This is a genomic window from Porphyromonas uenonis DSM 23387 = JCM 13868 (assembly GCF_000482365.1).
Classification (GTDB): Bacteria; Bacteroidota; Bacteroidia; order Bacteroidales; family Porphyromonadaceae; genus Porphyromonas; species Porphyromonas uenonis.
Genome location: NZ_AXVC01000022.1, coordinates 19968 through 44193 on the forward strand (window position 1 = coordinate 19968; position 24226 = coordinate 44193).

Here is a 24226-nt window from a genome sequence, read left to right on the forward strand (position 1 = left end):
GCTCACCTACTACTATGAATAAGTTATTAACGACAATCTCTATACTACTCACGACGCTACTCCTCGCTACCTCTTGTACTAAGGAGCAGTCTCGCTGTAACACTTGTCCCGATGAAGACGGAGCGCAAGCTAAGGACTACATAGTCTTCAAGAGCAACATACGTCTCAGCGACAAGGAGGTGCGCGCCACGGACGAGCGCTTTGACGTGAGCGACCAGATCGGTGTCTATGCGCGCGGAGCTGAGGAGCGCAATAACCTGCACTACCACGCCATCCCTGGGGGGCATATAGCGATCTTTCACCCTACGACGATGTCTGACCGCATCTATCCCAGCACCGTTAGGGAGCTAGACTTCTACGCTTACGCTCCGTACCGCACGGACGTTCAGAAGGGGATCATACATCTGAACTTGATCAAAGAACCGCTCGACCTCCTCTGGGCTCATCACCGTGAGGTGGCTCCTCGTGTGGACAAGAAGGAGTACACGCTCCTCTTCTCGCACGTCCTCTCACGCATCGTCTTCACTCTGCAGGGACTCCCCGCGGGAGTGACACTACAATCGATGCAGCTACAAGGCATGGTCGTCGAGGGCGACTTTGACGTTCTCACGGGCGAGCTACGAGCTCCGTACAGTTCGAAGGAAACGCTCCCGCTCACCGTCGGTACAGATCAGCGCTCAGCCTCCTCGCTCATCCTTCCTAAGGAGATTGTGAATGCACAGCTACAGCTCACGCTCAGCAATGGGCGCACCTACACCAAGGCGATCAATCAGCTAGACATCGTTAGCAACAAGATCTACTATTATAATATCACCCTTGATGAGCAACAGGGAGGTATCTCCATAGACCTAGTCAACGGACAGATCGTGGATTGGGAGGACGATGGCACCGTTTCGAACATCGTTGCCACTCCAACCGAAACGCCCACGCCAGACCCTAAGCCTGCTGGCGAGAATATTTACGGGGTCAATCTCACACAGACGGCTCGCGCACTACCGCTCAATGATGACTTCGCCAAGGGGGGTAAGGACCATGATCCCTTTGCACTCCCTGGCTGGCTCAACAAAGCACTCGTCGGTGCGCGTGACTTTCAGAAGCGCTCTTACAGTGGCGTACACTATGCTCAGGCCAGTGCCTTTAGGTCTACCGATCCAGTAAACAAATGTGTCCTCGTTACGCCACGTCTACAGATGACAGCTGGCTCTAGCTATACGGTTGATCTAACTTACAGCACTGGACATACTAACGGAGCTACCCTCACTGTCCAGCAGCTAGACAAGGATGGCGCACTCGTCAAGACGCTAGAGGTCATCAACGATAGCACTTCCCCGAGTGGCTATGGCAATCAGCACTACAAGAAGAGCTACACTATCGCAGGCTCTGCTGAGGCTGGATACATAGCTATCCTCTATGAGGCTTCGCAGGAGCCTCTGCACACGACGACCTATCAAATTGAGGCTGTCAACGTACACTAATTGATTAAGCTGGTCGCATATAGATTGTAGCGACCTATCGTATATAAAAACAGTAAACATGAAGAAACTACTTGTCGGTGCACTCGCACTACTCGCACTCACTGCCTGTAACAAGGACAACAAAGGTGAGTGCCTACAGCAGGAGGCGATGCAGTTTGGGTCAAACATCCCAGCGCTCAACCTTCGTATGGCTAACAATGCCTTCGAGGCAAACGATGCCATCGGTATCTCTATGACTGGTGACGCTACCGCTACCAATGTAGAGTACAAGACCACGGCAGGAGGCGCTACCGCTACCTTTGCACCTGCCGCTACTGGACTAACCTTTGCCGAGGGGCAGACGGTCAACTTCGTTAGCTACTATCCTTATAGCGCTAACGCCACGACTGATCTAGCTATCGACCTGACCAACGCTCAGACCGATGTCCTCTACTCCAATAACTTGACGGGCATCAAGACCGCTAAGGACGCTACGGGTGCTAACCACGTACTACAGTTTACGCACAAGCTAGCTCTCGTGAGCTTCACCATGGCTGGTCTACCTGCTGGTACGACTATCACCTCAGCTCAGCTAGAGGGCATCGTCACCACCAGCTCGATGAAGATTGCTGACGGTACGCTTACCAACGGCACGGCAACGGCTACGCAAAAGCTCCAGCTCGCTGCTGGCACCTTCGCTCCAACGATCGTCATCCCAGCTACCAATGCTAATGCTAAGCTCGTCATCAAGCTGAGCGATGGCAAGAGCTACAGCTACACCTTCGCTAGCCTCGCTCTCCAGTCTGGCAAGAACCACAAGTTCAACGTCACCCTCGCTTCAAACGCTCTCACAGTAGATCAGATCAATGGTCAGATCTCTGACTGGAACGTAGTAGATGAGGGCAACGTCACCGTGGATCCCGACAACACGGGTGGCGTAACACCTCCTCCTACGCCACAGCCCACTACGGGTGAGCTACTCTTCCCCGGTGCTAACTTCGAGGACTTCGCTGCCTTCAAGGGTACACTAAACAAATATGGTGTAGGCACTTATTGCTCAGAGGCTACAGGTGCAGGTCGCACGGGCAATGCGCTCAAGATCAGTGGCTCAATGGCTAAGAATGGTTACTTCTTCACGGTAGAGAACAAGAGTGGCAAGGAGTTCACAGGCAAGTCCAAGATTACCTTCTACGTCAAGGGTACAGCCACTGGCAAGGGTATCTCTATCAACCTATATCCTGCAGACAAAACGGTGTCAGGACTAACGCAGCAAGGCTACTACGCTTACAACCTGGGCAACATTAACAACGCTGACGTTACCATCCAGGATGCTTCTCACGCAGCTAAGAATCAAAACGACTACGCTGGTAGTGTCAATGCTACCGACTGGGTTAAGGTAACGCTGGACATCAGTGGTAAGGCACTAGCTAAGAGTGGTTACCTCATTGCCTTCAAGGGTGGTGGTAATGGTGTCTATGACCTCCTCATCGATGACATCACGATCGAGTAGTCAGTCATACCAGCGAGCCTCCGTCGCCTAGCGCGAGAGGCAGCCCGCTAACGAATAAACGTAGGGACGTACGGCATTGCGCTGTATGTCCCTACGTTCGTTTTATCCCGTGCGTGGCAACTATCCTATGCCTCCCGACAAAGGACTAAAAGTCCGTTAGACCTCAGTGTCATCTAGGTGAAACTGGAGTTTCATAGGGAGGAAACTAAAGTTTCATACGGGAGAAACTAGAGTTTCATGCGGAAGAAACTAAAGTTTCATCGGTGAGAAACTGCTCGTTTAGCGGGAAATTAACCGTCGTTCAGCGGTTAATTCGTATCTTAGCAACGCAGAGAGGATTATCCTCAGCGCCACTTGTCACGTGACCACCGAGGCGCTATCGCTGATCGGGAGTAGGGGAGTGGTGGTGTCGTTGCTTCCAAGTAATTTACTATCTATGAGTTATCTCAAGTTTGACCGTACAACACTTTCTAACCTAGACCGCTCGCTACAGCTGGAGCATATACGCTCTAACCGTGGGGGCGCCTTCAACTGTACGACCCTCGTGGGGTGCAACACGCGCAAGTATCACGGTCTGCTCGTGGTGCCACTGCCTCACCTGAGCCGTCACAATCATATCCTCCTCTCGTCGCTAGACGCTACGGTGATACAGCATGGGGCGGAGTTTAACCTCGGCGTGCATCTCTACGGTGATGGCACGGTCTATCCCAATGGGCATAAGTACATACGAGAGTACAACATAGACAAGATGCCCCGCACGATATACCGTGTGGGCGGGGTGGTCCTACAGCGGGAGTCGATCTTCTGCCACTACAAGAATCAGGTGATTATCAAGTTTACGCTCCTCGACAGCCACAGCGAGACCACGCTGCGGTTGCGCCCTGTGGTCGCCTTTAGGGATGTGATCCTCCTATCGCATGAAAACGATACGGCCGACACGACCGTCCACCCCGTCGGCACGACGGGCGTGCGCACCTGTCTCTATGAGGGTTACCCCGATCTATATATGCAGGTGGATGCCCCCTCGCATTGGGTCGATGAGGGTTATTGGATTAAGAATCTGCACTATCCTAAGGAGCAGATACGAGGGTACGAAAGCTGCGAAGACCTCTATTCGCCTGGCTACTTCGAGATGGATCTGCGCAATGGTGAGTCGGTCTACTTCACCGCACAGCTAGAGGAGGTGGACGTGACTACGCTGCCAGCGCTCTTTGACTCAGAGGTGGCGCACCGCAAGGCTCGGGTGGATCTGCGGAGCTGTCTGCGCAACGCTTGTAGCCAGTTTTACTACAAGCCAGAATCCAATAGACACTACATCCTAGCGGGCTTCCCCTGGTATGGAGTTCGAGCCAGAGATGAGATGGTCGCTTTGCCTGGTTGCTCGATCTATAGCGATCATCCGGAGCGCTTTCACAATGTGATGAGCACCTTCATACGGAGCAGCATCAACTTCATCCAGCAGATAGCGCTCCCACTAGATATGGAGGGGGTGCGCGACCCCGACGTGGGGCTCTGGGCGATACGTGCTATACAGCTCTTTCTCGCTGAGTATCCAGACGACAGCCACCGCACCTTCTACCTAGACTTCGTGGGGCGCATCATCGACTACTACCTGAGCGACCGCCATCCGATCCTGCGCATCGAGCCTAATGGACTGCTCTATGCCGAGGGGAGCGGCACGCCTCCAGTCACCTGGATGGACTCAACGATAGCGGGGCAAGCGGTCGTACCACGACGGGGCTATCTGGTGGAGGTCAACGGCTTGTGGTACAATGCTCTCTGCTTCTACCGTGAGGCTCGTGGCGTGGGCTTTCCCGAGGAGTTGGCGGGCGTGATCGAGCGCCTAGAACCAGCCTTCGAGCAGACCTTCGTCAATCCCTATGGCTACCTATATGACTACGTGACCAAGGAGGGGTATCGTGAGCGGGCTGTCCGTCCCGATATGCTGATAGCTATCTCGCTACCGTTCTGCCCTCTGAGCCGTGCTAAGCAGCGACAAGTGCTAGGAATCGTGACCTCTGAGCTACTCACGCCAAAGGGTATTCGCTCGCTGAGCCCCCGCAGTGAGGGTTATGTGGAGCAGTGCAGCGGGCTTCAAGAGCAGCGGGAGCATGCTTACTATAATGGCTCCGCTTGGCCGTGGCTACTGGGTGCCTACACGGATGCCTATCTGAAGATCAATGGGCGTAGCGGTGTGACCCACCTGGCGCGCCTGCTCGGGGATATACAGGATGAGCTACAGCATCACGGCATCTCGACACTGAGCGAACTGTACGATGGCAACCCGCCCTACGATAGTCACGGCGGTATCTCCTTTGCGATGAGCTGTGCGGAGGTCTTGCGCGCCTTGGTGACCCTGGAGCGGTACAACAGTGAGGAGACCCCTCTGGCTAACTACCTATACTATACAACCAGCAACGAAGAGCGTCCTACAAGATGAGAGGACCAATAAATACCCTTACCTTTGAAGTGTAACTAAAGCCTACGAAACTATGAGACACCAACTACTATTACTAACCATACTACTTAGTTGCGGGCTGATCGTCTCGGCACAAAATACTTGGGATGGTCTCCTTACGACGGTAGAGCATCCGACAGATCCAGCGCAAGGGCGAGTCCTTGCCATTATGACTAATGATGCGTACATCCCGATACAGATCAAAGATGGTGTCTATGCTTCAGTAACCGACCCTCTACAACTAAGTGGTAAGCCTATCCAGCTAGACAGTATCTACCACTTCGTCTGCAATCGTGAGGGAGATAGCTATAACTACGACTTCGAGCAACTATACAAAGGCGCAAAGTATGTCACGGCTGAGGGTTGGTTCGTAACTGCCCTTATGGGTGAAGACCCCAATACAGGGGTCGTGATACCAGGAATAGAGAGTTTCTTCCTAACTAAAGATAAGGTTCGTATGGATGATGCGTTTACCGAATGGGGAGGTATAGTAATCGCTTTGGGAGGATGGACTCGCAAACATCTTTATGACGTAAATAGAGACTTGACATTCACTACTCCCCCGGACTCTATATATACCATTAGGTTTGTAGAGATAGGCAGGAGCTATATGGCAACACACGTTCTATCTTCAAAGCTGACAAGTATAGACTTGCCTACAGAGAGGAGCCTTGCTCCTATCATTAAGCTTGAAGATGAGAAGCTCTTTATCAAAAGCACTCGCCCCATTTCATTCGTTGAGATCTATAGTCCAGAGGGGTATGCAAGTCGATATGAGACAGATGCTCGGGAAGAGATTGTCATTCCCCTTCAATACGCTAGTCACTGTTCTGTAGTTCATATTGAATTCGCAGACGGCTCTACACCGTTCACTCAAAAGATACTACTTTGATAGAGATTGCCTCTTAACACGACAAGTGAGACCAATGAAGATGTTCTTGTAAGATGAGAGTATTGATGTACGGGTGGGAGTTTCCCCCACACATTTCGGGAGGGCTAGGCACGGCTAGCTACGGCTTGACCAATGGTATGGCCGAGCAGAGCGATATGGATATAACCTTTGTCGTGCCTAAGCTGTATGGCGATGAGGACACTTCGCACATTACGCTGGTTGGTGCTGACCGCACGCCGATCGTTTACCATGATCATAGTGCCGAGTACCTGCGCTCACGGCTACACAATGAGGCGGAGGTGACCTATTACCAGGCTGCGAGAGAGCACATCTACGATGACTTCCGCTATCGCTGTCCCAATGACTTGGGCTGTCTGGAGTTTAGTGGAGCTTACCCAGACAACCTGCTGGAGGAGATCAACAATTACTCGATCGTGGCGGGCGTCATAGCGCGGACGGTGCCGTGCGACATCATTCACTCGCACGACTGGCTCACCTACCCAGCGGGGATCCATACGAAGATGGTGACGGGGCGACCACTGGTGATCCATGTGCATGCGACCGACTTCGACCGCAGTCGTGGCAATGTCAATCCGCAGGTCTATGCGATCGAGCGGCAGGGGATGGACTACGCAGATGCTATCGTCTGTGTGAGCAACTTGACCCGACGAACCGTCATCGACAAGTATGGTCAGAGCCCCGATAAAGTCTTTACCGTTCACAACGCTGTCGAGCCGCTTAGTCCTGAGCTATTAGCCCTGCCCAATAAGCAGCATACGGGCGACAAGGTGATTACCTTCCTGGGGCGCATCACCATGCAAAAGGGGCCTGAGTACTTCGTCGAGGCAGCCCACAAGGTGCTACAGCATACCGATGGAATCCGCTTTGTGATGGCGGGAAATGGCGATATGATGGACAAGATGATTGATCTCGTGGCTCGCAAGCGTATAGCCGACCGCTTTCACTTTACGGGCTTCCTGCGAGGGCAGCAGGTCTATGAGATGCTACGCTCGAGTGATGTCTACGTGATGCCCTCGGTGTCGGAGCCTTTTGGCATCTCACCGCTAGAAGCTATGCAGTGTGGCGTGCCGAGCATTATCTCTAAGCAGAGTGGCTGTGCCGAGATCCTGCGCTATGCGATCAAGACTGACTACTGGGATGTGGACGCTATGGCCGACGCTATGCACGCCCTCGTCACCTATCCGACGCTCCACGAGCATCTCAAGCAAAAGGGTCTCGAGGAGGTCAACAACATCGTCTGGAGCAAAGCTGGACTGCGCCTCAGAGCTATCTATGACCGACTTGTATAACCCTTTGACAAACGACTTCTCCACCTTCCTATGATACAGATTATACTTCACTTCTACCTACACCAACCGTTTAGGCTCAAGAACTACCCATTCTTCAATATCGGTAGCGACCACTACTATTACGACGACTTTGCCAATGAGGAGATACTGCGTCAAGTGGTAGACCGATCCTATAGACCAGCCCTCGAACTGATCGAGCAATTGATCGAGGCGCATCCCGACTTTAGAGTTGCTCTCACGCTCTCAGGCTCGGTGCTCACGCAGATGGAGCTACACACGCCAGACATGATCCAGCTACTCAAGCGACTGGTCAAGAGTGGGCGCATCGAGATACTTGGCGAACCGATCTCGCACGGGCTCTGCGGGCTGTACGATGAGGAGGAGTATGCGAACCAATTGCGCATGTACCGCACCCGTATCAGTTCGCTCCTTGGGGTCTCTCCTGTGACGCTCTCCAATCCTGAGCTAATCTACAGTGACCGCATCGCACAGGTAGCCCATAGCCAAGGGTACAAAGCAATCGTCACCGAGGGTGCCAAGCACCTCCTAGCGTGGAAGAGTCCTAACTACTTGTACAACGCTACGATCGAGGGCATGGCTCTCCTGATGCGTCACGCAGAGCTCTCCGATGCGATCGCCCACGACTTCGCACGGTACGATAGTCCGCTCTATCCCTACACGACGGAGCGCTTCTTTGCGACGCTGGAGGCTGAGCAGGGCGACTATGCTTTGGTCTCTCTGCCACTGGAGACGCTCGGATCGGTATGGAGCCGTGAGACGGGCATCTTTGAGTTTTTCCGAGCTCTTCCCGAGCAGGGCTATAAGCGTGGCTTCACCTTTACCACGCCCCAAGAGATCGCTACGCACTGCACCCCGCAGGACACGATCCAGGCGACCTATCCGGTGAGCCGTATGGGCGAGGAGCGAGACACCTCGCTATGGACGGGCAATGAGCTACAGCAATGTGTCATACAGAAGCTCGAGGAGTGGGGCGAGCGCATCCGTCTCTCACGAGACCAGCGACTACTGGAGGACTGGATTAACTTACAGGGCTCCGATCACCTCTTCTACATGACCACTAAGTTGGGCGGCCCGGGGGCTTTCTCGCCATACGAGACGCCTTATGCCGCTTTTACCAACTACATGAACGTCCTGAGCGACTTCCTCCTCCGTGTCTCTGCCGAGTACCCCACCTCTATGGGCAATGAGGAGCTCAACGCACTCCTGCAGACCATCGAAAACCAAAACAAAAAGATAGCTCAGCTGGAAGATCAGCTGGCTAAGTAACCCAACCCGACTCCTTATATATGACCGCAACCACGCCTCAGGCGACAGCACTGCTAAGCAACCTCTTTACTGCTCCCGAGACTCCGTACGGGAGCTTCCCCTTTGACCAGTTCTTCGATCTCTCCTCCGCTACTGCCATAGAGCAGACGATGGAGACCTTCCGCACGGCTATGCAGGAGGCGATCACGCTACATCGTGCAGAGATCGATGCGATCACGGCACAGCGTGAGCCGGCCACCTTTGACAATACGATTCGTCGTTTCGAGGAGAGTGGGGAGGCGCTGGAGGCGGTCACGGGAGCCTTTTACAATCTGCTTTCAGCCTACTCGTGTCCCGAGATGATGCAGCTCTCGGAGACCTTCTCGGACTGGCTCAGCAAGCTGTCGACGGATACGCTGCTCAACGAAGCGCTCTTCGCCCGCATTCGCTCTGTCTATGACCAGAGGGAGGAGCTGCACCTGGACGAGATAGACCTGCGCCTCCTGACCGAGAGCTACGAGGGCTTTGCGGACAACGGTGCTCTGCTCGTTGGTGCCGAGCGGGAGCGCTTTAGAGAGATCAATGAGCAGCTCAGTCAGTTGACCACACGCTTTGCGCAAAACAAACTTTGCGACGAGGAGTCCTGGACACTCTTCGTGCCTGCTGACGAAGGCGACCGGCTACGTGGCTTGCCTCAGCAGATCCTAGACGATGCTAAGGAGAAAGCGCGCACCGCCTCCGAAGCGCATGGCGAGGGCTACCTCTTTGATCTGTCGGCTCCGCATGTGGGTGCCATCATGAAGCACTGTGCCGACAGAGATCTGCGCTACAAGATGTACCTAGGACGGGGTAGTGTGGGCAATCGTGACAATGCGCAGAACAATCGGCAGATCGTTCGTCAGATAGCTACGCTTCGTGGCGATCTGGCACGGCTACTGGGACATCCCAACTATGCGACCTACCGCCTCAAGCATCGTATGTGCAACACGCCCGAGCAGGTGGAGCAACTCCTCGACGATCTCACGAAGTATTACCGACAGACCGCCCTCGATGAGCTCGACGAGCTGGATCGTGAGGCGGGCTTCGAGCTAGAGTCGTGGGATCTCTCCTATTATATGGAGCGGCACAGCGAGCAGACCTTTGGGGTCAAGGAGGAGGAGCTACGTCCCTACTTCCCGCTCTCGCAGGTCATCTCGGGCGTCTTCGCCATTGCCACACGGCTCTATGGCATCACCTTCGCACCCGCTGAGGAGGTTGCCGTCTACCATCCCGATGTGCGCCCTTACCAAGTGCTAGACCGTAACGGAGCGCATCTCGGACTGCTCTACCTAGACTTCTTCCCCCGCAAGGGCAAGCGCAGCGGTGCCTGGATGAACAACCTACGGGAGTGGACACCCACCCAGCGACCCCATATCCTCCTCGTGATGAACTTCACCCCGCCGACGACTGGCAAGGAGGCCATGCTCACGCTATCGGAGGTGCATACGCTCCTCCACGAGTTCGGCCACTCGCTCCACGGCTTGCTCACGCAAACGCGCTACAGCTCCATGTCGGGGACCAATGTGGAGCGTGACTTTGTGGAGCTCCCGAGTCAGTTTATGGAAAACTATCTCCTCCAGCCCGAGGTGGTCACCGAACTGCTCTCTAAGCACTACCAGACGGGCGAACCGCTCCCCGCTAACCTCCTCAACAAAGCGATCCAAGCGACCCAGTACCCCGTCGGTTACAGCACCATCCGACAGGTTATCTTTGGCAAGCTGGATATGGCTTACCACACCTTAGCCGAGGGTGAAAGCCTACCCGACGACCTCTACACCTACGAGCGTGAGACCCTCCGAGGCACCACCCTGCGAGACAGAGAGCGTGACCCGCAGCACCCGGAGCATATTGTCGCTACCGCCTTCAGTCACATCTTTGCGGGCGGTTACGCTGCTGGTTACTACGGATATAAGTGGAGCGAGATGCTCGCCACAGACGCTTTCGAGCGCTTTAGCGAGGAGGGGATCTTCTCTCCGAAGGTCGCTACCGACTTCCGGCATCAGATCTTGGAGCGAGGAGACGAGCTTGACCCGATGGAGCTCTACGTACGGTTCCGAGGGCGCAAACCTACGCTCGCTGCGATGCTCAAGCGTGACGGCATTACAACAGCTAACTAAAGGAATGAAGCTATGCGCCTTCGCTGGATCTGGTTCGTACTCCTCTTAGGCTTGCTCAGCAGTTGGCCCGTCGTGGGGCAGTGGCAGGCGCATTTTGCCGATAGCGTGGCGCTCTCGCCAGCTGTGTGGCAGGGAACGCTCGACAAGTTTCGCTGTGATCCCATCAGAGGTCTACAGCTCTACGACAGCAAGGCTACTGGCACGACCAACTACGCCTATATCAAGGCGTATGTGCCTGTCAGCAAGCAGATTACTTGGCATGGCAAGGTGCGACTGGACTACACCCCGACGAAGAGCAATAATGTGAAGCTCCCGCTCTACTGCTACGAACCTCTAGGTGACGGGACCTTCAACTATGTGGTGCTCAAGATGGAGAACAACCAATGCTTGCGTCTTGCTGAGTGTCGCCTTGCGCTACAGAAGAGTGGTCAGGTGAAGACGCTTTCGTCCCACGAACTCTTGTCCTACAATTACTTTAACGAGATGCGCCAAGAGGGTGGGGTAGTCGACTTTGTCCTGCAGTATGACCCGACAGCCGAGACGTGCTGGTCCCTGTGGGTCAGGCATCGAGACGGTGATCTCTATAAGCCTGTGGGAAGTGCTGGCAGCACGAAGCCTTTATCTAGTGAGTACAGTAGCTACTCTCTCTTCTTCGCTTGCCAGTATAGCAAGTCTCGGACGCAGCACAGTTCGCTGGAGTTCCTAGACATTTACCCTTCACTGGTCTCGCCTGATGAGCTACTCGGCGAGCGCAACGTGGTCCCAGCGAAAGACTTCTACAAGTCTTTCGACCAGAGAGACTCGCATACCGTCGAGGCGCTTTGCGCTGAGCCGGCCGATCTCTCTACGGCGACCATTGCCGTGGCGCCTTCATGGGGCCAGCTCACCACCTCTGCTGAGGGCAAGAGCATCTATATAAGGAGTGAGGCAGCGATCCCTGAGGGTGAGTATGCGCTCTCCCTCCGAGGCGTACGTACTGCCAGCGGCCTTAAGGTGGAGAATGCAATCTATAGGATAGCCGTCGAGTATGATCAGCCACAGCCTCATAAAGACAGCTTGGCACTCACTTTTAGCGAGTTTATGGCAAACCCGCTCTCGGGTGCCTCTGAGTATATTGAACTGTACAACCCTACTGGTCAAACGCTGGATGCCAGTGGCTACTCGGTCGGTGTACTGCGACGGGGCAAAGTGTCCACTTGGTATCCGCTGAGTAGTCGCTCCTGTCCGATTCCAGCGGGCGGGTACCACGCCTTCACTACTTCGGTGGAGGGGATCACCGCTTTCTATGAGGCGCCGCGCGATAGCCTGACTCAGAGTGCGAGCTTGCCACAGCTTGCCAATAATGGCTTCACCATCGAGCTGCTCCGCCATGCCGACTCAACGGTCGTGGAGACCTTTCGCTATGATCCAGCCCTCCTGGGTAAACTGCGTAGTCAGCGTGGCGTAGCCCTCGAGCGATACATCTCGCCCACGGGCGACAAGAGCCAGGAGTTTTGGGGCGCTGCCGCCCAGTCGGCACACTTCGCTACGCCTGGCCAGCGCAATAGCATTCGCCCCTCGGGTGGTTCGCCTAGTGATACGACCCACGCCAGCTCCTTGCTACCGCTCTACATTACCGAGATTATGGCTCGTCCTACGGTCGACGGCTCCGAGTATATCGAGCTTTACAACCCCAACGACACCACCGTCAATACAGCGCATCTCGGACTGGTCATCACACGCTCCGGTCACCCCTCCAAGGTCTATCCGCTCCCGCCACACCCCGCGGGTGGCATCCCCCCACGGGGCTATCTGGCGCTCACCCCGAGCACACACCCGCTGGAGCGGCTTTACTATGCACAGCCCGACAGCCTGCTCCTCTTTCCCGAGATGCCTCAGCTCCCTGATAGCGAGTGCGCTATACGGCTCGTTCAGTTGGCAAACGATAGCATCGTCGAGGAGGTTTACTACGATATCAAGACCTTCCCCAAATCTCTACAAAAGGTCAAAGGCGTAGCTCAGGAACGCATCATCCCTGACAAGCAACCGCAAGACTTGAGCAACTGGACGGCTGCCGAGGCGTGGGCTAACTACGGGACGCCTGGTCGGCAAAACAGTGTCTACGGGCGCTCCTCCGCTTCTGGCGAAAGCATCGACCTCCCGAAGCAACGCACGCTCCTATCGCTACCCCAGCTCGCCCGATTGGTGCTACAGGAGATCTCAGTCGGTGAGACCACCTGCACAGCAACGCTATACGCCGTGGCGGGTTATCCGCTTGCGCAGTATGACCACGCCAGCACGGAGACCCTCTGCCGAGCCATCGTAGAGCGACAGAGCCTGGCGGAGCTCTTGCCCGTGACCTACGCTACGCGCGCCATCCTCCTCGTGGAGCTACGCCATCCCGACCGCAAGCGCGCCTATCCCCTCGTCAGCATCATCGTCCATTGACTCAACACGTGTAGCCCGGTGTAGGGACGCACGGCTCGTGCGTCCGTTGTGTCAAAGGTTACAGCATCGTAGTTTTAACGGGGACGGACGCCCTCCCACTAGACACTCCCGTGCGTCCCTGCACCGGGTTACTCGTATCGTGCTGGCTTAGTAGTACATACGAGTTCCAAAAATAGTTCCCCTCTTGGAACTTTTTAGTTCCAAGGGAGGAACTTTTCAGTTCCAGCGGAGGAACTCTTTAGTTCCAGCGGAGGAACTTTTCGATCCCCATGGGGGGACGAAGAAATCCCTAGGGAGGGAATCTGAAATTCTTCGGACTTGAGATTTCATTTTTCCGAAGTTTCATTTCATTCCTCCGAAGTTTGATTTCGTTCTTCCGAAGAATTTCTCGTTTTCCAGTGAGCTATTGGGCAATTGCTCCGTGGGGGATGCGCTTGGTCGGCAAGGCTTCCCAGAAAAAAGCACCCCCACCTGCTGAGCGGTGAGGGTGCTGATGCGATATGTTGCAGGGGTGGCTTTCGCTAGATGCGGAGCCAGCTCCAGAGGTCGCGTAGGGAAGGTTTCTTGCCCGTGAAGAGGATGCCGACACGGTAGATACGTGCGGCTAGCCAGGCGATGCCAAAGGCGGTGAGGTAGAGGAGCACGATGCTGAGGATGAGCTCCCACAGGGCGACTCCATAGGGTAGTCGAACCATCATCACGAAGGGTGAGGAGAAGGGGATGATACTGCCCCAGAAGGCCATCGCGCCGTCGGGATTGTCCATGCTACCCATAGCGATGTAGAAGCCGAGCATCATGATGAGGACGAAGGGCATCATAAACTGACTGGCATCTTCGTCGCTCGAGACGCTCGACCCGATTGCTGCAAAGAGCGAAGCGTAGAGGAGGTAGCCCCCGATGAAGTAGACGAGGAGCATGATGATGAGCTGTACGAAGTTAATACTCTGTAGCACCTCTAGGCTGGACTGCATCTCGGTGACGGAGTCCATACTCATACCGCCAGCGAGCCCGCCCATCTGTGCGGGGTCTAGCTGCGAGAGAGCCGAGAGGTCGTAGACGCCACCGACGGCTACCAGTGAGCCGACGACAAAGATAATCCCTCCGAAGATCAACCAAATAGCGACCTGTGTCAGTCCGACGAGGAAGACACCGACCATCTTTGAGATCATCATCTCTATGGGACGAACGGTGCTGACGATGACCTCCATGATGCGGTTCTTCTTTTCCTCCAGCACACCGCTCATCACCTGTCCCGAATAGTTGGACATAAAGGCGAGGATGATACCCGAGAGGATCATACCGATGACTCCGGCCAGTGTGCCACTAGACTTAGCCTCTTCGCCCTTGGCATCCCACTGATAGGTGGGGACGGAGATGGTTGTCTCCACATCGTCAATGATTTCGGGGAGACCCTCGATATCATACTGAGCGATGCGCTGCTCTTTGAGCCGCTCGGTAAAAGCATCATTGATGTAGCGGACAATTCCGTCGGGGAGCTTCTTGTAGGAGTAAAGGCTCCAGCCGCTAGGATTGTTCATCAGCGTGTCCTGTATGTAGAGGACTGCTGAGAGCCCCTCCTCCTCGAGCTTCGCCTTGTCGGTATAAGCCTCAAGCGGTTCGGAGCTTGGGATGAAAGTGTAGTACTCGTTGTCGGCCAGCACGTCGCTATAGAGTCCCGTCTCGTCAATGACGGCGACACGCTCGTCACTGAGCGAACTCATACTGACATAGATAACGATAAAGAAGATAGCCGCAATGAGGATGGGGATGAGGAGGGTGGTGACGATGAAGGACTTCTTCTTGACACGCACCATATATTCTCGCTCAATGAGTATGGAGAGCTTGGAGGGTGATTTCTTGTTCATAAGAGTGGGTCTGGTTAAAGGGTGGTCGTAGCGGGCTGAGCTTGAGCCGTGGTGGTGCGGATAAATATCTCCTGCATGGAGGGTATTTCCTGTGCAACCTCTAGGAGGTGCAGGTCGGTGGGGACCAGCTCAGCGAGAGCGCGTACGTCACGCTGCTGTGGGTCTTTGAGGCGGACGCGCATATCGTGTCCCTCACGCTTGATCTCGAGTAGCTCGATCTGCTGCTCGGTCAGAGACTCGACCCAGTTGGGACGATACCCCTCGCCTGCGATGAGTAGCGAGGCGACGCCGTCGAAGTGGCTTCGCTTGACCTCGGTCACATCTCCACGGAGCACCACCTTGCTCTGGTTGATGAGTGCGATGTCGTCGCAGATCTCCTCGACGGACTGCATATTGTGCGTGGAGAAGATGACGGCACAGCCGTTGTCTCGCAGCTCTAGGATCTCACGCTTGAGGAGCTCCGCATTGACCGGGTCGAAACCGCTAAAGGGCTCGTCGAAGATGAGTAGCTTGGGACGGTGAATGACGGTGCAGATGAACTGAACTTTCTGCTGCATTCCCTTAGAGAGCTCCTCGACCTTACGATGCCACCAGGGCATGATGTCAAACTTCTCAAACCAGTGCTTTAGCTCCTGCTGCGCCTCCTGTCGGGAGAGTCCGTGCAGACGAGCTAGGTAGATGGCTTGGTCACCGACCTTCATCTTCTTATAGAGCCCGCGCTCCTCGGGAAGGTAGCCGATATGGCGTATATCTTCGTAGGTCATCTCCTGGCCGTTGAGCAGTACGGTGCCGCTGTCGGCGAGGAGGATTTTGTTGATAATCTTGATGAGGGTACTCTTGCCGGCACCGTTGGGACCGAGGAGTCCGAAGACGCTGTTGGGCTGTACCTGTATGGAGACATCGTCGAGGGCGAGGTGGTTCTTGTATCGCTTGACGATATGCTCTGCTTCTAGTAAGTATGGCATGGGAGGTTAGAGATTAGACTTTAGAGATTAGAGATTAGACCTTTGAGGTTTGGAGTATGTCGAGGGCTCGCTGGTAGGAGGGGATCTCGGCGAGCGGTTTTGCCGTGGCGGTGGTGTAGTCTATCTGCAGGACGAGGTGGGAGAGCCCGTTGGTCATCATCAGGAGGGGTGCGTGGTAGTGCGCGTTGTAGCGAGAGATCTGGTTGACCGTCTCCTGAGAGAGTGGCACCTCGGGCGCCTTGCACTCGACAAGCGCGAGGACTCGTCCGCCAGGACCGTAGATCATCGCGTCAAAGCGGTCTTGACGTATGGAGCTGGCGACGAGGCTCTCCACCTGTATGGAGAGGCGCGGGTAGCCTAGATGATCCGAGAGATAGTGCAGGAAGTGCTGACGCACCCACTCCTCAGGGGTCAGAGCGACCATACTCTGACGATAAACGTCGTATATGACCGAACGCCCTGACTGCTCCTCAATGAGAGCAGGGTAAGAGGGTAAGTGGAGGGGTTTCATTAACTTTGCTTCGCACTACAGCTATTAGACGGTGCAAAGTTACCATTTCCACCAATGAAAACAAAGAAAGAGATTGCTACCAATTGGTTAACGAGGTACACCACACGGAGCCTCTCGGAGTTTGCGCCACACATACTCCTGACCAACTTCACGAGCTACCTGCAAGCTTTTGCCAAGAAGATCGGCGAACCGATCCTAGGCGAGAGCGCCTCGATGCCAAACTGTGGCAATGCGGAGATGACGATGATACACATTGGCATGGGCAGTCCCAATGCGGCGACGATCATGGATCTGCTCTCGGCCATTGAGCCACGGGCGGTGGTCTTCCTCGGGAAGTGTGGCGGGCTCAAGTCGCAGCTGACGCTGGGGGACTACGTCCTCCCGATTGCGGCGATACGTGGCGAGGGAACGAGCGATGACTATATGCCTCGTGAGGTGCCGTCGCTCCCTTCCTTTAATGTGCTCAAAGCTTGTAGCAATGCGCTCCTCGAGGCGGGCATATCGTATGCGCCAGGGACGGTCTACACGACGAATAGACGGCTCTGGGAGCATGACGAGCGCTTCAAGGAGTACCTTCGCACGACCCATGCGGACGCCATTGATATGGAGACGGCTACGCTTTTTACCGTGGGCTATGCGAACCGCATCCCGACGGGTGCTCTCCTGATGGTGAGCGATATGCCGATGACACCCGAAGGGGTCAAGAGCGACGAGAGCGATAGCTACGTGACGGCACACTTCGCCGAGCAACATCTCCAGCTCGGCATCCGCACTGTCGAGAGCCTTCGCCAATCTCCCGAGGAGATGAAGAGCATCGTCTTTGACTGGTAGTAAATTATTATAGTAGAGAGAAAATGAAGAGCGTCAAGATCAATGTCGAGTACCTGAAAGTCGTCAACTATGCCCTGTGTCACAATAGGATCCCAATCTGCCAGTCGGTCGACATCGTCAATACCTCTGAAGCGCCACTGGAGGATGTGCAGGTGCGATGTGAGGGAGAGTATGTGGCTCCGTATGAGAGTACGGAGATCTTGCAGGTTAATCCTAACGAGACGGTACGGGTAGTGCCTTTTGAGGTTGAACCTGATGGCGCTAAGCTGGCCGCTCTGACAGAGCGCATAGTTACGAGCTTTACGATTACGGTGACAAGCCAAGGCGAGTGTGTGGGGCAGGAGACCTTTTCGCTAGAGATGATGCCGTATGACCACTGGCTGGGGTCGGTGATTTTGCCTCAGATGCTGGTCTCCTTCATCACGCCAAATCATCCCGCTATTACGGCGCTAACGCTCAAGGTGGCTGCAATGCTCAAGCAGATGACAGGCTCCTCCGCGCTTACTGAGTACCAGTCGGGCAATCCCAATGAGGTGCGCCTACAAGTGGCTGCGCTCTTTGCAACCCTACATCAGGAGGGAATCGTCTATCGCGCTATGCCTGCAAGCTATGAGGTCATAGGACAACGCATCACCATGCCTGATCAGGTCTTAGCGACCAAGATAGGTAACTGTATCGAGCTGACGCTGCTGATGGCTAGCGTGCTCGAGAGTATCGGTCTGAATAGTGTCGTGATCTTACAGAAAGGTCATGCTTATCTAGGCGTATGGCTCGTGGATGACTGCGCCCTCGTAGGGGTCTCTGACGATGCCTCCTTTATAGAGAAGAAGTGCTCGCAAGGTATCAGCGAGATGCTGGTGCTAGAGTGTACGAAGTTGACCAGCGAGCAGACCTCCTTCGAGCAGGCGATCAAGATTGCAGAGCTCAACCTAGCGGATCACGCACTCTTTGACATCTTTATCGATGTCAAGCGGTGTAGACTAGAGGGCATACGCCCTCTGCCCTCGAAGGCTTTGTCTGAGGGCAACTACTCCGTTGCCTCCGCAGGCGTAGCACATGAGGAGTGTGTCATCAATGTGGTAGAGCATGACCGCTACGATCTGACTCATATAGCGGATAGCAAGAAGGAGCTGACGAAGTTTGATATCTGGGAGCGCAAGTTGCTCGACTTCTCTCTACGCAACTCGCTCCTCAATACCAATTTACGTCGCAGGGGTATACAGTTTGTATCCTTTGATGTAGCAAGCATCGAGGACTACCTACAGGACGGGAAGGAGTACACCATTGCTTGTAAGCCAAACGTAGAGCTCTCCTTTGACACTTCAGAGCAGATCGTCCGCTCTAAGCTCTATCCGCAGCTGGATGCACTGATCCGCAATGATATAACCCATTGCACCCTGCACACCTACAAGACAGAAACTGAGACTAATGACATCCTCAAGAACATCTACAAGGTGGCGCGTAGCTCTATCGAAGAGACGGGTGCCAACTCTCTCTACCTCGCTATCGGCACGCTCCGGTGGTTTGAGACTGAGCGGAGCGAGACGGCGCGTTATGCCCCGATACTGCTCCTGCCTGTGGAGATGGTCTACAAGAGAGGTAAGTACTGCGTCAGGACTAGAGACGAGGAGATACTACTCAACGTCACTCTGATAGAGTTCCTAAGGCAAAACTATGACATCTCCATCGGAGGGCTAGACCCGCTACCTAGAGATGAGAGTGGTGTCGATGTGTCGCTCATATTTGCCACAATACGTGATGCGCTCAAGGAGCAGAAGAGATGGGACGTAGAGGAGGAGTGTCTCTTGGGTATATTCTCCTTTAGCAAGTACCTCATGTGGAATGATATCCATGCTAATCATGAGACGCTCCGAGAGCATGATATCCTAAACAGTCTCGTAGAGGGCAAGCTCACGTGGCATCCCGAGGAGATCACCGCAGACCTGAGACAACTAGACAAGGAGACCTCGCCAGCAGGACTAGCCCTACCACTGACAGCTGACTCGTCTCAGATAGCTGCCATCATAGAGGGGGGCAAGGGGCACTCCTTCGTCCTCTATGGGCCTCCAGGCACAGGCAAGTCGCAGACGATCACCAACCTAATAGCCAATGCCCTCTACCAGGGCAAGAGGGTGCTCTTCGTAGCCCAGAAGATGGCTGCTCTAGACGTCGTTCAGAGTAGACTAGAGAAGATAGGACTAGGCCCGTTTTGCCTAGAGTTGCACTCCAACAAAGCAACCAAAAGACATGTCCTCACCCAGCTCGAAGAGGCTCTAAGAGTTGCGCACATTCTACCTCCAGAGGAGTTTCAGGCGCAGGCAGACAAGATCTTTGAGATGCGCAAGCAGCTCATAGCCTATATGAATGCGCTGCACGACAAAGATCCTCAGGACAAGCTCTCTCTGTACGAGTATATCCTATACTATGAGAGCTTAGAGGCAGAGCCTTTGGCTAGCTTTGCCTTTGAGGAGCCACTGGATCAGCTCTTGAGAACAGAAGGCGTCAGAGGGGTCGAGGAGCTACTAGGCGCACGGCTAGAGACCGTCGTGAAGTTGGTCGGACAGCCAGCGACTCATCCTCTGAATGGACTAAGACTAGATCGAGCAATGCTGACAGATAGCACAGGTGTAGTGGAGGAGATGCGTCGTAGTCAAGAGACTCTGAGGCAAGCACTCTCGCATCGTGAGGATCTCCAGCAGACGCAGGAGCAGCAAGCGCAAATAGTGAGAGACAACGCACCGGAGATCCTAGCGGAGGACGTAGAGCAGCTCCGTACGGAGTGGCGTGCGGCAAAGGCTAAGTGGTTTATCCCGCGCTTTTTTGCCAAGCGTAGCTTCATCAAGCGGCTCAAGCAGTTCAACGCATTCATCACCGAGCCTGAGGTAGACAAGCTGATCGAAGACCTGACCCTTTACCACAAGAGGCACGAGGAGATCGAGCAGCTAAGAGCTGTCTTAACTCGCCACTTCGGGCTAGAGACTCCAGAAGACACGATGCCTGAGACCGCTACGATAGAAAAGTCTATCGACCAGCTAGACCGTTGGAGTACCCACTCAGACAAGATGCGAGACTGGCTACACTGGTCTGAGTACGCCGATGAACTGGAGTCTCACGGTCTCGGCTGCGTTGTAAGGACGATGTGCCAAGAGGAGCATCAGCCAGCTCTGATTAAAGATGCCTTTATGAAGGCTCTCTTCAAGTACAAGGCGGAGGAGCGTATCAGACGCTCTGAAGTGCTTGCGACCTTTGAGGGGATGATCTTCGATCAGGTGGTACAGTCTTACCGGACGATGATTCATGAGTTCCAACTGCTGACCCAAAAGGAACTGTATGCACGACTAGCTGCAAACATTCCACGGATGACCGACGATGTGGTGGCTGGGAGTGAGATCGGACTACTTAATCGCAATATCAGTAATGGCGGACGAGGCGTCTCTCTGCGCGAACTCTTTGCACAGATGCCCACACTACTCCCTAGGCTTTGCCCCTGTATGCTTATGAGTCCTATGAGTGTGGCGCAGTATACATATATGACTCAGGATCAGTTTGACCTAGTCATCTTCGATGAGGCGTCTCAGATGCCTACCAGTGAGGCCGTGGGGGCTATAGCTAGAGGCAAAGCGCTGATCGTAGTGGGAGACCCTAAGCAGATGCCACCGACAAGCTTTTTTGCTACTTCTAATGTAGATGTGGAGGAAGCTTATATAGACGACATGGAGAGCATCCTCGAGGATTGCCGCACACTAGAGATTCCGGCCCTCCAGCTGTCTTGGCACTACCGCTCTAGGCACGAGAGCTTGATAGCCTTCTCTAATAGTGAGTACTACGATGGGTCTCTCATCACTTTCCCCTCAGTAGATGATCAGAATACAAAAGTCTATCACGTACCCGTAGAGGGATACTACGACAAGGGAGGCAAACGCACCAATGCGGCAGAGGCAGAAGCCATCATACGAGAGGTGATATGGAGACTGAGAAATCCTGAATTGCGGACGAAGAGTATAGGTGTAATATCCTTTAGTGTAGTTCAGCAAGGACTGATAGAGGATATGCTACAGGCAGAGCTAGACCGTGAGCCGGCGCTACAAGAGATCGTTGACCAGATGCCTGAGCCGATCTTTGTCAAGAATCTAGAGAACGTCCAGGGTGATGAGCGAGACATCATTCTCTTTTCCATAGGTTATGGCCCCGACAAGGAGGGCAAGGTATCGATGAACTTTGGTCCGCTAAACAACGCTGGCGGTGAGCGCAGGCTCAATGTTGCTGTGAGCCGCGCAAGACAAGAGATGCACATCTACTCTACGCTTCGTTCTGCAGACATTGACCTCCGCAGATCCAAGGCGCTAGGCGTAAAAGGTCTCAAGGACTTCCTCCTATATGCCGAGACCCAGTCCCTGCCCACCTACTCTCAGACACAAGTGGAGAGCCGTGACACACTGCTCGCTGAGCAGATTGCTGCCGAGCTAACCACAAGAGGACACCTGGTCAAGACGAATGTGGGTCGATCTAGCTTTAGAGTAAAAGTTGCTATCTGTGACCCTCAAGACCCCGAGGTCTATCGTCTCGGTATACTCCTTGATGGGGAGAGCTATAGCAAAACGACCACCACCAGAGACCGAGAGGTGGGGCAACCCTCCGTGCTATCTGCACTCCAGTGGCAGGTCATGAGGGTGTGGAGCGTCGATTGGTTCAATAATAAGGAGCGAGTCCTGAACCGAATAGAGGAGTGTCTCGCCACGGCTCTTTCTGCACCCGTAGAGGTTAAAGCAACTCCCAAGGCGCACTTTGACATTTCACAGGAGCAGCTTGTTGAGGCGACATCTCAAGGGCAGCAGTATCGGAGCTACTCCATAACACAACCTACGGCAAAGGGCACTATGCGTGATATGGCTCAGCTAGTCCAAGGCATTATCGCCACCGAGCAGCCGATCACCTTCACACTCCTCTGCAAGAGAGTCGCTACCCTCACAGCTGTAGGACGCATCACCCCAACCTTACAGGCCACTGTCAAGGAGCTACTCTTCCCCTTCTATCAAGATGAAAGCGAAGCTATATGGCTCTCTAAGGAGGATAGTCGTGACTACAACTCCTATCGTACAGACTCCGGGAGAGAGGTGGCGAACATACCTCGTGTAGAGCTAATAAACGCACTCAGCGAGACTCTCAGAGAGCAAGTAGCTCTGAGTCAGGACTCCCTGACACTCCTTGCAGCTCGTAAGCTAGGCTTCAATCGTAGGGGTAGCAACGTTGACGCAGCCTTCTCAGAGGCTTTAGCCGCTATGATAGAGGCTGGTACCGTTGAGACTGTGGGCTCTAACCTTCGCCTCAAGTGAAAGCTGGACGAGCGAGTGGTATGTGCCATGTATATTCAATTAAGGAGAGCAAATCCCTTGGCTCAGGCCATTTCACTACCTTTGCTGTGCAATGCAAAGCGGAGACAGTACGACGTTGGTATCGTCTCTGATCGATAGGAAGATGCAGCTATGACTGAACTCGTACAGATTAGTGACCAGATCCGGTCGGGTCAACCGCTCCCGCCTCTCGTGCTTGGCTACGGAGAGGAGAGCTACTATATCAATCGACTAGAGGAGCTGGTCGTCGAGAACTATATCCCTAAGGAGGAGCGCACGACCCAGCTCGTCGTCTACTTCGGCTCTGAGACGACCGCTCCTGAGGTCCTTCAGCAGGCGCAGACCTTCTCCATGTTTGCGCCGAAGCGTCTGATCGTCTTGCGTGATGCGCAGGATCTTAAGAAGAGCTCCGTCCTCAAGAAGCCGTACGGCATTGCCGAGTTGATACGCGATGCGACCACCTTTGCCGAGGGCACCACACTCCTTATCCTATACCACGACGCGCTCCCCGCAGCTGCCAAGAAGAATGCGCAGGCGCTCAAGTCGCAGGTGGCGCTTATCGAGTCGGCACCCGTCAGGCGTGACAACGAACTAAGAGAGGCGATGATCCAGATGGCTAAGGGGCTAGACTTGGAGCTGGCTCCGCAAGCGATCACGACGCTGATCGAGCGGGTCGGATACGATCTGGAGACGCTCTACTCGGAGCTGCAAAAGCTCTCCATACCCGCCAAGGGCGCTGGCGGACTCGTTTCTCGTGCCATGGTGCAGCAGGTGGTCAGCAAGTCGCGTAAGTACGGTCCCTACGACCTGCTCAATGCGGTGCAGCGGCGTCGGGATGACGAGGCGCTGCAGATAGCACTCGCTATGGCGGAGGACGAAAAGCGGTACCCCGTCCCCCAGATCATCGCTTCGCTCTACGGCTTCTTTGCCAATCTGATGGTAGCGCACTACCTCCCGACCAATAGTCAGAAAAACATACAGGAGGCGCTCAACCTGAAGTATGAGTCGATGGCCCGAATGTACCAGTCGGCCATGCGTCTCTACTCCAAGCAGCAGACGCTCAACATCATCTCCGCCATACGACGTGCCGATGGTGACGCCAAAGGTGCCCACGGGGTCAACGCCTCGGCACGCACCATCTACCTAGACCTCCTGACGCAGATCTTTGCGCTGAAGTACTAAACGAAAGCCCCCGCCCGTCGGAATAATCAAAGCGAGACGAGTAGCCCG

The 24226-nt window shown here is 54.5% G+C and carries 14 protein-coding genes; 11 read left to right on the forward strand and 3 right to left on the reverse strand.

From position 1 onward, the window contains the following. Positions 1–14 precede the first annotated feature (14 nt). The 8 genes from L215_RS09720 (at position 15) to L215_RS0101165 (ending at position 13473) form a co-directional block, all read left to right on the forward strand. Positions 15–1475, forward strand: coding sequence for a fimbrillin family protein (locus L215_RS09720; protein WP_027451206.1), 1461 nt, complete (start codon positions 15–17; stop codon positions 1473–1475). 58 nt (positions 1476–1533) lie between these two features. Next, positions 1534–2964 (forward strand): fimbrillin family protein, encoded by a 1431-nt coding sequence (locus tag L215_RS0101135; protein WP_025882851.1) that lies wholly within the window; start codon positions 1534–1536, stop codon positions 2962–2964. A gap of 436 nt (positions 2965–3400) precedes the next feature. Continuing rightward, entirely contained in the window at positions 3401–5404 is a 2004-nt protein-coding gene (locus L215_RS0101140) for a glycogen debranching enzyme N-terminal domain-containing protein (protein WP_025882850.1), read from the forward strand. A 52-nt stretch (positions 5405–5456) separates the two neighbouring features. After that, complete coding sequence (locus L215_RS0101145) at positions 5457–6314, forward strand: hypothetical protein (RefSeq protein WP_025882848.1); 858 nt, start codon at positions 5457–5459, stop codon at positions 6312–6314. 53 nt (positions 6315–6367) lie between these two features. Then, positions 6368–7624: a glycosyltransferase family 4 protein gene (locus L215_RS0101150; RefSeq protein WP_025882846.1), complete on the forward strand. Its 1257-nt coding sequence runs from the start codon at positions 6368–6370 to the stop codon at positions 7622–7624. Between the two features lie 30 nt (positions 7625–7654). Next, positions 7655–8911 carry a glycoside hydrolase family 57 protein gene (locus L215_RS0101155; RefSeq protein ID WP_025882845.1) on the forward strand — a complete coding sequence of 419 codons (1257 nt, stop codon included), beginning with the start codon at positions 7655–7657 and terminating at the stop codon, positions 8909–8911. Positions 8912–8931: 20 nt separating this feature from the next. After that, positions 8932–11046, forward strand: a complete 2115-nt coding sequence (locus L215_RS0101160; protein ID WP_027451207.1) for a M3 family metallopeptidase — start codon at positions 8932–8934, stop codon at positions 11044–11046. Between the two features lie 12 nt (positions 11047–11058). Beyond that, the gene (locus L215_RS0101165) at positions 11059–13473 is read left to right on the forward strand and encodes a lamin tail domain-containing protein (RefSeq protein ID WP_027451208.1); all 2415 of its coding nucleotides are present in this window, start codon (positions 11059–11061) and stop codon (positions 13471–13473) included. 521 nt (positions 13474–13994) lie between these two features. On the opposite strand, the gene L215_RS0101170 is transcribed toward L215_RS0101165, so the two are convergent. Genes L215_RS0101170 through L215_RS0101180 form a run of 3 tightly spaced genes read right to left on the reverse strand, consistent with a single transcriptional unit; the run spans position 13995 to position 16814 of the window. Continuing rightward, a complete protein-coding gene (locus L215_RS0101170) occupies positions 13995–15338 on the reverse strand; it encodes an ABC transporter permease (RefSeq protein ID WP_027451209.1) in 1344 nt (447 codons plus the stop codon). Between the two features lie 14 nt (positions 15339–15352). Continuing rightward, positions 15353–16303, reverse strand: coding sequence for an ABC transporter ATP-binding protein (locus L215_RS0101175; RefSeq protein WP_025882843.1), 951 nt, complete (start codon positions 16301–16303; stop codon positions 15353–15355). Between the two features lie 34 nt (positions 16304–16337). After that, the gene (locus tag L215_RS0101180; protein WP_025882842.1) at positions 16338–16814 is read right to left on the reverse strand and encodes a type I restriction enzyme HsdR N-terminal domain-containing protein; all 477 of its coding nucleotides are present in this window, start codon (positions 16812–16814) and stop codon (positions 16338–16340) included. Between the two features lie 54 nt (positions 16815–16868). On the opposite strand from L215_RS0101180, the gene L215_RS0101185 reads away from it, so the two are divergent. The 3 genes from L215_RS0101185 (at position 16869) to holA (ending at position 24178) form a co-directional block, all read left to right on the forward strand. Continuing rightward, on the forward strand, positions 16869–17645 hold the full coding sequence (locus L215_RS0101185) for an AMP nucleosidase (protein ID WP_027451210.1): 777 nt from the start codon (positions 16869–16871) through the stop codon (positions 17643–17645). A gap of 23 nt (positions 17646–17668) precedes the next feature. Continuing rightward, complete coding sequence (locus L215_RS0101190; protein ID WP_025882841.1) at positions 17669–22978, forward strand: DUF4011 domain-containing protein; 5310 nt, start codon at positions 17669–17671, stop codon at positions 22976–22978. A gap of 150 nt (positions 22979–23128) precedes the next feature. Next, positions 23129–24178 (forward strand): DNA polymerase III subunit delta, encoded by a 1050-nt coding sequence (gene holA / locus L215_RS0101195; RefSeq protein ID WP_025882840.1) that lies wholly within the window; start codon positions 23129–23131, stop codon positions 24176–24178. Positions 24179–24226 lie beyond the last annotated feature (48 nt).